The 12,499-nt window shown below is 47.6% G+C and carries 11 protein-coding genes; 10 read left to right on the top strand and 1 reads right to left on the bottom strand.

Going from position 1 to position 12,499, the window contains the following annotated elements; genetic code table 11:
* From lepB to HZA49_07890, 10 genes are all read left to right on the top strand, one after another.
* Entirely contained in the window at positions 1 to 1,560 is a 1,560-nt protein-coding gene (gene lepB / locus HZA49_07935) for a signal peptidase I (GenBank protein ID MBI5779371.1), read from the top strand.
* A 292-nt stretch (positions 1,561 to 1,852) separates the two neighbouring features.
* Complete coding sequence (lptB, locus tag HZA49_07930) at positions 1,853 to 2,596, top strand: LPS export ABC transporter ATP-binding protein (GenBank protein ID MBI5779370.1); 744 nt, start codon at positions 1,853 to 1,855, stop codon at positions 2,594 to 2,596.
* Complete coding sequence (locus tag HZA49_07925; protein ID MBI5779369.1) at positions 2,593 to 3,030, top strand: hypothetical protein; 438 nt, start codon at positions 2,593 to 2,595, stop codon at positions 3,028 to 3,030. The genes lptB and HZA49_07925 overlap by 4 nt, the downstream gene beginning before the upstream one ends.
* Entirely contained in the window at positions 3,023 to 3,211 is a 189-nt protein-coding gene (locus HZA49_07920) for a hypothetical protein (protein MBI5779368.1), read from the top strand. The genes HZA49_07925 and HZA49_07920 overlap by 8 nt, the downstream gene beginning before the upstream one ends.
* A gap of 6 nt (positions 3,212 to 3,217) precedes the next feature.
* The gene (locus HZA49_07915; protein ID MBI5779367.1) at positions 3,218 to 3,787 is read left to right on the top strand and encodes a hypothetical protein; all 570 of its coding nucleotides are present in this window, start codon (positions 3,218 to 3,220) and stop codon (positions 3,785 to 3,787) included.
* Between the two features lie 15 nt (positions 3,788 to 3,802).
* Positions 3,803 to 4,222 carry a bifunctional nuclease family protein gene (locus tag HZA49_07910; protein MBI5779366.1) on the top strand — a complete coding sequence of 140 codons (420 nt, stop codon included), beginning with the start codon at positions 3,803 to 3,805 and terminating at the stop codon, positions 4,220 to 4,222.
* Positions 4,223 to 4,244: 22 nt separating this feature from the next.
* Positions 4,245 to 4,709 carry an NADH-quinone oxidoreductase subunit NuoE gene (gene nuoE, locus HZA49_07905; GenBank protein MBI5779365.1) on the top strand — a complete coding sequence of 155 codons (465 nt, stop codon included), beginning with the start codon at positions 4,245 to 4,247 and terminating at the stop codon, positions 4,707 to 4,709.
* A gap of 21 nt (positions 4,710 to 4,730) precedes the next feature.
* Complete coding sequence (locus HZA49_07900; protein MBI5779364.1) at positions 4,731 to 6,599, top strand: NADH-quinone oxidoreductase subunit NuoF; 1,869 nt, start codon at positions 4,731 to 4,733, stop codon at positions 6,597 to 6,599.
* Positions 6,600 to 6,781: 182 nt separating this feature from the next.
* Positions 6,782 to 9,625: a formate dehydrogenase subunit alpha gene (fdhF, locus tag HZA49_07895; protein ID MBI5779363.1), complete on the top strand. Its 2,844-nt coding sequence runs from the start codon at positions 6,782 to 6,784 to the stop codon at positions 9,623 to 9,625.
* Positions 9,626 to 9,702: 77 nt separating this feature from the next.
* Positions 9,703 to 11,703 (top strand): PAS domain S-box protein, encoded by a 2,001-nt coding sequence (locus tag HZA49_07890; GenBank protein ID MBI5779362.1) that lies wholly within the window; start codon positions 9,703 to 9,705, stop codon positions 11,701 to 11,703.
* Positions 11,704 to 11,741: 38 nt separating this feature from the next.
* Here the strand turns inward: HZA49_07890 and HZA49_07885 are convergent, their stop codons facing one another.
* Positions 11,742 to 12,485: a hypothetical protein gene (locus HZA49_07885; protein ID MBI5779361.1), complete on the bottom strand. Its 744-nt coding sequence runs from the start codon at positions 12,483 to 12,485 to the stop codon at positions 11,742 to 11,744.
* Positions 12,486 to 12,499 lie beyond the last annotated feature (14 nt).

The raw sequence follows: 12,499 nt of genomic DNA, 5'->3' as shown, positions 1-12,499 counted from the left end.
ATGCTAAAAAGAGATTCGACCGTTGACATCCCGGGTTTTGGCCTTTCCTATCTCAGAGGCATCATTTTGGTCGTGATGGGCATAATCTTATTCGTGCTCTATCTCACTAAAACCATATCATTAGGAAATGCGGCGATAATGGCGGTAATCCTGCTGTTCTTGACCCAGGGCAATGCCGAGGTATTCCTGGTGGCTTTTATCCTGGCGATGATTATCAGGTGTTTCTGCATCGAGGTCTATAAGATTCCAACCGGCTCAATGGAACCCACCTTACACGGCGACTATAATGACGGCGATAGAATCATCGCCAATAAATTCGGCATCCTTTTTAACCCCATCCAAAGATACGATGTCTTTCTTTTCAAGTTCCCGCTTGATAAGAGCACCAGCTTCATAAAGCGGGTGGTGGGACTACCCAATGAGGAACTAATGATAAACCGCGGCAATCTTTATTACCGACCGAAAGGCACAGATAAATTCCTTATCGCCAAGAAAGCCCTGAAAACCCAGGAGTCCATCTGGTTAAATACATATCGGTGGAATGGTAATCAGGATGAGTTTACGGAATCCTGGAATACACCGCAGGACAGTTTATACAAGATAGAAAATGGTCTGTTGGAACTCCAGGGCGGCGGAACAATCGGCTACAAGGAAACCATCCGGGATGAATACGGTAAAAGCCCGGGCCGATACCCGGTCAGCGACATGAAATTGTCATTCAAGGTCCGGACGGATAGAAGAGGCGGGGAAATCTATGCAACTATCAGAACTCACGCAGGTAATTTTTCACTCCATCTATACCCCCAACCGCTCCAGGAAGAGAACAGTGATTTACCAAATATGACACGGCATTTTCGCTCACCGCCGTATGACCTTTTAGCCTATCCCAATACATTAGAACGCTATATCCCTTCAGATAGCTCAATAAAATCGTTACCCATCGATGAAAAGATAAAAATCGAACCTAATAAAGAACATCTTATCGAAATACTGAATTTTGACGGCACAATTTATATAAAGATCGACAACAAGGAGGCCGTGAAGTATGATTACATCAGCTCGCTTGAAGATGGCCAATTGGATGAAGATATTCATCCCTTTCAGATTGAACTGGGGGCAAAAAAGCATCCGGCTGTCATCAGGGATATCACCATCTGGCGTGATTTATATTATTATGACACCAGCGGCATCTTAAGGGAAAACAAACCCCTGGCAATACCTGAGGGTAAATACTTTGCCATCGGGGATAATATCCCCAATAGTAAAGACAGCCGCCTGTGGCGGATGAGAAAAATCACTCTTAAGGATGGAACGATAATCAAATGCGATGCCGAACCGTCATCCGCTGATATTTATCAGGAAAACGGAGATATTATCAGAATAAAACGAAACAGGCAAAATAACCGGGGTGGAGATATATGGGGAATGGACCGGGTTATCAATCAAGCCGATATAGTATCTAACGATGTGGATAACGCCCCGTTTATCGATGCCGACGAAATCTTTGGCCGGGCTTTATTCGTATACTGGCCTATAAAAAGGCTTAAATTGATACGATAAAAACAGTTGTATACAATTTTATACAACGTAAAGGGTTAGGAAATGTAGATAAATTAGGGTATTTATAGGTATAATTATAAGAGCTATCTAAATAGAAAACAAATATGCTCCTATACTATAACACTATACTCTATAATATGTTAGGTAAAGTACCTAAGGGGGCGCAAAATAAGAGAGGGAATAAAACAAACCATTAATAATAAAGGAGTTAAGAAGCCCCAGATAAGTTATCAACATATTATCAACAATAGCTTTAGAGGCGGTTAATGTAACCCATTTATATTAAAAAGATATGCTACTTGAAGTAAAACAGCTGGTAAAGATATACGGTTCGCGCCGGGTAGTTGATGGCGTGGGGTTTAATATCTCTGAAGGCGAAATTGTGGGTATCCTGGGAAGGAATGGTGCCGGTAAAACCACCACCTTCCGGATGGTTACGGGATTGATTCCACCCTCTTCCGGTGAAATAATATTCAGGGCAAATATTAACGGGGAGAAGAAACAAACAAATGTGGCCGGACTCCCGATGTATAAAAGAGCATTATACGGAATGGGTTACCTGCCCCAAGAACCGTCCGTATTCCAGAATCTGAGCGTGGAAAATAACCTTCTGGCAATACTGGAAACCCGGCCCATCAGCCGCGGCCGGCGACTGTCCGAAGCCAAACGGCTTCTCAATGAATTCGGATTGGCCAAGCTGGCGAACCAGAAAACGACCACTCTTTCCGGCGGAGAAACCAGACGCCTGGAAATCGCCCGGGCGCTTATTACTGAACCGACATTGTTATTGCTTGATGAACCATTTTCCGGGGTTGACCCAATCTCTGTTGCCGAGATTCAGGGAATCATCAAACAACTCAAGACCCGGGGCATCAGTATCCTTCTGACCGACCATAATGTCCGTGAGACACTAGCGGTTACAAACCGTTCCTATATCATAGATGAAGGACAGATACTCTGCGCCGGAACCCCTGCAGAAATAATGAATAACCCCTTAGCCCGAGAGAAATATCTGGGCAAGGATTTCACGATATGAAAAAACTTATATTGCCACTGGTGCTTCTTGCCGGCTGGATTCTCCCCGGTTTTGCGCATTGGTTTTACGGAAAGCGGTATAAAGCCTTGGTATTTTTCGGGATCGTCCTGACCTGCTCTGCCATAGGTGTAATAATCGCCGACTTTAGATTTGTCAGATTTGCGGACAACCCTTTTTATTATGTCGGGCAATTCGGCAGCGGGTTAACTCTCATGCTGAAAACGCTCCTGACATCCGAGGCGCCCAGAGGAATCGTGTCAATGTCTTATTTTGAAGTCGGCCTGCTTTATATCTGCGTCGGAGGCATCCTCAATTTGGTAATCCTATTAAACTTATGTTCGCAGTTGCTTGCCCGGAAGCCAGCCGCAACCAAGGAACCAACGGCTACTGAACAGCCTGCGACAACCCAGATAAATCCAACAAATTATGCTTAACCTTATTATAATGGTCGGGCTTTTCCTCCTGATAGCCTTTATTGTCTCGCTGACTTTAAGCCTAGCTACGTCTGAGGAAAACCCCAGAGCCATCCTCCAGACCACAATGAAGAATTTTAATCTCTTATGCCTGATTATTCTTGTCATTTGCATTATAGTTAGTATTATAAACACTTTCTAATCTATTATGAATAATATTTCCATTGGCGAGTTTTTCCAAAGCATTGAGGAAGTGCTCAAGCTTATATTTGATTCAATCCGCACCGAAAACCTGCCCCAGCTGAATTCCGCCGAATTAATCATCACTAAGATATCCGCTCAAGCAAAAAGCTATCAATTATACGACAATGGATGCAACGACACCACCAGAAAAGATGTCGGAGGCCGTATAGATAAAATAACTGTCAATCTTTCCCGGTTAGTAAATATCTTTAAGAGCAAGATAGATAAACATATCCTTTTCAGCGATAAAGCGCTCAGGGAACTGGAGTATCTTATCGGAACCATCAAACACCTATCTCGATGCCTTAAGGATGTGGCTGTAACAAAAAACGATGTTCTTGCCAAATACATCATTGACACCGCCAATGCGTTGGAAAATACCTCAACTAACTTTGCCCAGGAACATGAAGAAAGACTGACCAGCGGAATCTGCCAGCCGCAATCGTCAGCCGTGTTTATTGACCTGCTCAATACGCTCAAGGAAAATTCCTACCACTTTAAGGAGATGGGCCGGCAGATTTCCTGTTTCAGGTAACGAAAGATTCCATTGATGATACAAGTAGAGCTATCCCGCCTGATTATCGACGAAAACCGCGAAGAACAGCTTATTATACTAAAGGAAGTCAAGGGCGAGCGTGTTTTCCCCATCGTTATCGGTATTTACGAGGCCGCAGCCATTGACCGCAAGATAAAAAACTCTAAAACAGTTCGCCCATTGACCCACGACCTGATTATTAACATCCTCAAGGAGCTTAACTACACCATCAGCAAGATCATAATCAGCGACCTTAAGAAAAACACCTTTTATGCCAAGGTTTTTATCAGCACCAACGGCAAAGAAACAGAGATTGATTCCAGGCCAAGCGATGCGATTGTCCTGGCGGTCCATCTCAAAACTCCTATCTTTGTGGAGAATAAGATACTGGACGAAATAGGCACAACACCAGACGAAACGCAACCACAGGGATAACCATTAAAACAGGAGAGTTTTTATGAAGCCGCCAACCGCCTCCCAAATCAAAGGGGTTATCAATGGCTTTGCCCATAATAGCGCCAGCCTGGTTATTCCCATCCTCCAGGCAATCCAGGAAAAGTTCGGCTATGTCCCGCCGGAGTCGCTCAAGGCAATAAGCCGACACACCGGTGTCGGCCGCAATAAAATCTACGGCATCCTGACTTTTTACGCCCAATTCACCACGATACCGCGCGGGAAATACATCGTAAAACCCTGCCGGGGCACGGCCTGCCATGTGCGGGGCGCCAATAACGTCATCAATCATATAAAGTCAAAACTCAATATTGAAGACGGACAAACCACCCCGGACTATAAATTCTCTCTTGAAACCGTCGCCTGCCTGGGCACCTGTTTCCTGGCCCCGGCAATGATGGTAAATCAGGACTATTACGGCAACCTAGACGAGAAACGAATAGACGAAGCATTAAAGGAATGCACTTAACGCTTATAACGGGAGTGACAGATGATACATTTTTCTTCGGTAAATGAACTGCTCGCATTTAAGTCAGACTTGACAAAAAAGGCGGACAGCTCCAAAACCCGCATCCGGATTTGCAGCACCGGCTGCCGCGCCAAGGGAGCTCTTAAAATCAGGGATGCCTTCCACTCTGAAATCAAAAAGCAGAAAGCGCAGATTGAATTAGTGGAAACCGGCTGCCAGGGGCTCTGCGCCTATGCACCGGTTGTATCCATCGACCCGCTCGGTATCTTCTACGGAAAGTTATCAGAAAAAGACATCCCGATGGTCGTTGCGCAGATTGCCGCTCAAGGCGCAGCGCTCAACAACCACGTTTATTCTGAAAAAGGTAAGTTCTATCCGCATCTTAGTGAAATCCCGTTCTTCAAGTCGCAAAAAAAGATTGTCTTGAGGAACTGCGGTTACATCAGACCCACCAGCATCGCTGATTACATCAACCGCAACGGATATATGGCGATTGCCAAGGCGCTGGGGGAAATGAAGCCCACCGATGTCATAGATGAGGTAACAAAATCAGGCATCAGGGGCCGAGGCGGCGCCGGATTCCCGACCGGGTTAAAATGGAAATTCGCTAACGGTTACAAAAGCGATACTAAATATTTTATTTGTAATGGAGATGAAGGTGATCCGGGCGCATTTATGGACCGGGCGGTTCTGGAAGGCGACCCACATTCGGTCATAGAAGGCATGCTCATCGGCGCTTATGCCATCGGCGCCACCCACGGTTATATCTATGTCCGAGCTGAATACCCGATTGCCGTGGAATATTCAACTCTGGCTGTCAAGCAAGCCCGCGAGATGGGACTACTCGGTGAAAACATCTTTGGAACCGGATTTAGTTTTGACATCACTATAAAACAAGGCGCCGGCGCCTTTGTCTGCGGCGAGGAAACCGCCCTAATCGCTTCTATTGAAGGCAGACGCGGGATGCCCAAACCCCGCCCGCCCTTCCCGGCTGAATCTGGTCTCTGGGGCAGGCCCACGGTCATCAATAACGTGGAAACCCTGGCCAGCATTCCTCAGATTATACTGGATGGCGGCGGCGCCTATGCCCAATTAGGCACCGCCGGCTCCAAAGGCACCAAGGTCTTTGCCTTGGCCGGCAAGATTAACAACACCGGACTGGTGGAAGTCCCGATGGGCATCACCCTGCGCCAGATAATATTTGATGTCGGCGGCGGCATTCCGCACGGCCGGACATTCAAGGCGGTCCAGATGGGCGGACCCTCAGGCGGCTGCCTGCCTGCAGAACATCTGGATACCTCTATTGATTACGAAAGCATCAAGCAAGCCGGCGCCATCATGGGCTCAGGCGGAATGATTGTCCTTGATGAGAGAAACTGCATGGTGGACATCGCCCGCTACTTCCTGGACTTCTGTCAGAAGGAATCCTGCGGCAAGTGCGTCCCGTGCCGAATCGGCACCAAGCGGATGCTGGAGCTGGTAACCCGATTTACCCAGGGCAAGGCGGAAACCGGAGACATAGAAAAACTGCACGCCTTAGCCGAGTCAGTGCGCGATAGTTCTCTTTGTGGCTTAGGCCAGACCGCACCCAATCCGGTCATCTCAACGCTCCGCTATTTCCGCAAAGAATACGAAACGCACCTGCACGACAAATTCTGCCCGTCCGGCGTATGCAAAGGACTTTTCAGGTATGAAATAGCCACTGAAAAATGCACCGGCTGCACTCTCTGCGCCAAGAATTGTCCGGTTAAGGCCATTGCCGGTGAAAAGAAAAAACCCCATACTATAGACACAATCAAATGCGAAGTGTGCGGGATTTGTGTTGAGAAGTGTAGATTTAACGCTATTGCTCCGATGCCAAATAAACAGCTAAATCAGGTTAAAAAGTAACCAACTGTCCGATTTTAGGACAGTTTTTGGTAGAAATGGTGTTATAGCCACCTCGGAGGTGGCAATAGGCACCTCCGAGGACCCAATTGGCACCTCGGAAGACCCAATTGGCACCTCAGAGGACCCAATTGGCACCTAAAAAGTGGCTTTTGCCACCTCGGAAGACCCAAAAAGGACTGAATATGACTGATATACGATTTACGATTGACGGCAAGGAGATCTTGGCCAAGCCAAGCCAAACAGTCCTCCAAGCCGCCCTGGATAATGGCATCCATATCCCGCACCTGTGCTATCATCCGGCGCTTACTCCCTTTGCCGGCTGTCGGTTGTGTATCATTGAAATCAAAGGCGGAAAAGCGCCCATTGCTTCCTGTGCCCTGCCGGTCAAGGAAGGAATAGAGGTTACTGCTCAAAACGACAAACTACACTCCTTACGAAAGACCGCCTTAGACCTGATTCTCTCTGACCATCCGCTGAATTGCCTGACCTGCGAGAAGAATGGCGTCTGCGACCTGCAAAAGTATGCCTACGAATTCGGACTGGAAAAAACATCTTATACAGGTGAAACAACTTCGTATCCGAACGAAACAGGTAATCCGCTCATAGAAATGTCATACCAGACCTGCATTATGTGCGGACGCTGCGTCATTGCCTGCAATGAGACGGTCGTGAACGAAGCGATTGATTTTACCAGGCGCGGGTTTGCCACCAAAATTACCACTCCGCTTGATGTGCCCAGGAAGGACTCGGACTGCGTCTTCTGCGGCGCCTGCGTGGACGTCTGCCCGGTCGGCGCCCTGACCGACTCAACCGCCCGGTTCAAAGGACGCATCTCTGAATGTGAAAAGGCATCGGTCATCTGCCCTTATTGCGGATGCGGATGCAGTATTTTATTGGACATAAAGGACAATAGGATTGTCCGCTCCAGAGGCAACCCTCACGGACCGGCCAATCACGGCTGGCTGTGCATCAAAGGGCATTTCGGGATGGACTTTGTGGGTCATCAGGACAGATTAGCGTCTTGCGTCGTGCGTCAAAACAAAGAGTGCTCAACGCTCAACGCTCAACCCTCAACGAATCCACCTATTTATCCATCGTCTGCCTTAGATGAATCACTCAACCAGAGCCGGAAGCGTCTCCAGAAACCCCTTATCCGCAGGGACGGCATTCTCTGCGAAGCCACATGGGAAGAAGCCATTGACCTTGTGGTCGAAAAATTCACCCGGATTAAGAAGGAACACGGCCCTGAGGCACTGGCAGCATTGGCCTCTGCCAAGTGCTCCAATGAGGAAAACTACCTGATGCAGAAATTATGCCGGGTATTATTCGGCACCAATAATATTGACCACTGCGCCCGGCTCTGCCACGCTTCAACCGTGGCCGGACTGGCCAAATCATTCGGCTCGGCCGCCATGACCAACTCCATAGATGAAGTCGAAAACGCCGAAGTTATTCTGGTGATTGGCTCTAATACCACCGAGGCGCACCCGATTATCGGTTATGCTATAAAGCGAGCGGTCAACAAGGGCGCCAAACTCATTGTCTGCGACCCCAGGGCCATAGAATTAACCGAGTTCTCAGAACTCTGGCTCAGGCATAAATGCGGCACTGACGTTGCCCTGATTAACGGCCTGATGAATGTTATCATCAGCGAAGGGCTGGAAAACAAGGAATTCATCAGGACCCGCACCGAAGGCTTTGAGGCGGTCAAAAAGGTCGTGGATAATTATCCACCTGAAAAAGCCTCTGAAATTACCGGCGTTCCAGTTGAGGATATCCGTAAAGCTGCCAAGGCTTATGCCAAGGCCAAAAACGCCATGGTAATTTATTCTATGGGCATCACCCAGCATACCACCGGCACGGATAACACGATGTCCCTGGCTAATTTTGTAATGCTCTGCGGCCAGATTGGCAAGCCGTCTTCAGGCCTGAATCCGTTAAGAGGCCAGAACAATGTCCAGGGCGCCTGCGATGCCGGGTGCCTACCCAATGTCTATCCTGGTTACCAGTCCGTGAACAACCCCGATATCAAATCGAAGTTCGAAAAGGCGTGGAATACCCGGTTAAGCGACAAGCCCGGCCTGACCGTAACTGAAATAATCGACGCCGCTTCCTCAGGTAAAATCAAGGGGCTCTATATTATGGGCGAAAACCCCATGCTTTCTGACCCGAATATCAGTCACGTGGATGACGGCCTAAAGGCATTGGATTTCCTGGTTGTTCAAGATATTTTCCTGACCGAAACAGCCCAGCGCGCAACTGTAGTACTGCCCGCCACGAGTTTTGCCGAGAAAGAAGGGACTTATACCAATACTGAACGTCGCGTCCAGCTCTCGCCGGCCGCATTAAAACCTGTCGGCCAAAGCCGCCCGGACTGGCAGATACTCTCTGAAATCGCCACCCGTCTGGCCAAGGAACTGAATATCAACTCAGGGTTTGAATATAAATCGCCGGCCGAACTCACTGATGAGCTCGCCTCTGTTGCGCCTATCTATTGCGGAATAAAATACCGCCGTCTGAACCCAAAAGGCGGTTATTTCACCTGCGAATCCATACAATGGCCCTGCCCTTCTGAAGACCACCCGGGCACCGGATTCCTGCACAAGGACAAATTCACCTGCGGGCTGGGCAAGTTCTTCCCGATTGATTACAAGCCGCCGGCCGAGGAACCGGACAACAACTATCCATTTACACTGACTACCGGCCGAACCCTTTACCATTATCATACCGGCTCAATGACCAGGCGCTCCGCTGGCCCGGTCTTTTTAGTGTCCGAGCCGTATGTGGAAATAAATCCTGGCGATGCCGGTAAACTCGGCATATCTGACGGCGAGAAAATCAGTATTGCCTCGCGGCGCGGCTCTATCAAGATAAAGGCTACCATTACCGACTGCGTTCCTCAAGGTACAGTTTTTATCCCGTTCCACTTTGCCGAAGGCCCGGCGAATATACTTACTAACCCGGCGATAGACCCAGTGGCCAAGATACCGGAATACAAAGTTTGCGCAGTAAATATAACAGTATAGTTAATTAACTGTAATAATGTTTTAATAAACCGGTGTATTATAATATCATATTGAAATAATCTCTACAGAGCTTAATTATGAATCCGACAGACAATATATCTGATCAACTTATAAGTGAGATAGCATCTCTGCGCAAGCAGATTGGCGACCTGGAAAAGACGGAAAAAGATAGGAATAAAATGGTGGAGACGCTCAAGAAAGAGCGTGATTTTTCTTCCGCAGTTATTGAAACTGTAGGCGCCTTAGTTGTGGTTTTTGATCGCCAAGGCAGAATCGTATCCTTCAATAAGGCCTGTGAAAATATAACCGGGTACGCTTTAAAAGAAGTTTTCAGCAAATGTATCTGGGACGTTTTCATCATCCCCGAGGAAGTGAAGCAAATCAGGGATATTTTCGGTAAATTGGTCGGCACTAAATTGCCGAATAGCTTCGAAAACTACTGGATTACCAAGGATGGTAATCGCCGACTCATTGCCTGGTCCAATTCGGTCCTCCTAGATGACAACAATTCCGTGGAGTTTATCATCGGGACCGGCATTGATATCACCGAAAGACGCGAAGCCCTGGAATCAATCCGGGCCAGTGAGAAGTTTCTTTCAGACATTTTTTCCAGCATCAAGGATGGCATCAGCATTCTTGATAACGACCTCAATATAATCCGTGTTAACCCCACCATGGAACGATGGTACACGCACGTCATGCCTCTGGTTGGCAAAAAATGCTACGAAGCGTATCACGGCAGAAAATACCCTTGCGAGATATGTCCAAGCCAACAGACCATCAAAACAGGCAAACCTGCCTATGAAGTTGTCCCCAAAGCAGGAAAAGATTATAACCAAATCGGCTGGTTGGGTTTATATTCCCACCCCTTTGTTGACACCAAAACAAACCGGCAAACCGGAGTTATTGAGTATGTCCACGACATTTCGAAAGAACGCCGTTCAGAAGAATTAATCAGGGAATCCGAAGAAAAATACCGCACGATAATCGAGAACTCATACGATATGATATGGACCTTTGACACCAACGGCAGTTTTACCTTCCTCAACCAGCAAACGATGGCCATAACCGGCCACAAGATGGAAGATGTCCAGGGTAAATCTTTTGCGCCGTACATTTATGCCGAAGACCTGGAAATAGCCAAAGAGGCATTCCAGAATACCATGGCCGGCAAACCACAGCAGAACACCATGAGAATCTATAAAGCCGATGGGACTCTGTTCACCATGCTGTTTACCTTGGCGCCTGTTTATAAAGAAGGCGTTATCGTAGGCGGCGTGGGTTTTGGCGTCGATATCGGAACCCGCAAATTAATGGAAGAGGCATTGCACGAAAGCGAAAAACGTTACCGAACATTGACTGAAGCAGCCCACGATATGATTTTCATCGTTGGCCGGGATTTCCGCGTCCAGTATGCAAACGGTTTCGGCGCCAAACAGTTTGACGCACAACCATCAGATATCGTCGGCAAGTTATTGGCAGAATTATTCCCGGCCACGGCGGACCGGATGCAAAAGAATATTCTGCAGGTCTTCGATACCAACAAACCGCTTTGTGTCAGCAGTAAAACGCCATATCCTAAACGAGAACTTTGGATTGAAACCTGGCTGGCGCCCATTATGGACTCGACTAATAACAAAGTTACGTCGGTTATGGGCATTGCCCGCGATATCACCCTGATGAAAAAACAGGACGAGGAAATCATCAGGTCAAAGCAGACGCTGGAAAACATACTTGAAGGCATCTCGGATTCAATATTCCTGCTCTCAAGGGACTTGCGTATCATCTGGGCTAACAACGCCGCCCTTAAAGAAACCGGCTGCAGCCGGAAAGAACTCATCGGAAGCTTCTGCTATAAGGTAACCCATAATAGTAATACACCCTGCCAGGCGCCTCTTGATATCTGCCCGGTTTCAGAAATGGTGCGAACCAACAAACCAGTGGTCAAAAAACACACCCACTTTGACAAACTGGGCCATAAGAAAATAATTGAAGTTACGGCCTATCCGATAAAAGACAGTAATGGCGAGATAACCCAATTTGTTCACATCGGGAAAGACATCACATCTTACAAGTGAACCGGCGTGCGAAAATGAAACTGTTCCGTCGACTGGAATTAATTCTGCTTTAACAACTCCAGCAATCTGTTATTCTGCTTCTCGGCTCCGAAAAAACTCAAGCCCGCCCTTTTAAATATCTCATCGGCCCCTCTTTCCACAAAGGCAACCCTTGAATTGAGCGATATCGGCTCCTGTTCCTTTATGATTATATTGGCGTGCAACGGCTTGGATGTAACCATGCCGTCAGGGCAGATACCCTTAAAGAAATTCTGGAATTCTATCTTATCGTTCTCTGCAGAACGCCCCGGGGAAGGCACGGCCGGCTCAATCATAAAACCCTGCCTGCTCAGATCCGTCAAAGAACATTTCAGCCCGCTTCCCAAGGCGCGCGCAGAAGCAGATATCTCGACTGCATATGTCAGGGCCCGATGGAAGGTAACACTCTCGGTATTTGTATTCGGCGTTGATAACGCATCATAAACTATTCCCATAAAACTGGCGCATCTGAAAGGTCTTGGTATCATCCTAACTGATTGGATTGATTGCAGGTTATCCTGATGTTCTGTCAGAATAAGAACCGGCAGATTAGGCAGAATTTCTTTTGCCTGCTTAAGAAAACTCTGCGTGTCCGAATTGAGCCGTTCCACCTCCATTAAGACCATATCAAACAAGGCAGTCTCCAATTTCTTCATCGCTCCGGAAAAATCATCGGAAAGGGAAACGCCGTAATAATTATTAAGCATGCTTTTCATCAAAGCGCCGGTTTGTTGTAACTGGTCAACTATCAATATATTCGGCATAAAAACTCCTCGTT

Source organism: Planctomycetota bacterium (assembly GCA_016235865.1).
Taxonomy (GTDB): Bacteria; Planctomycetota; MHYJ01; order JACQXL01; family JACQXL01; genus JACRIK01.
This window is presented reverse-complemented; position numbering and strand designations above follow the sequence as displayed.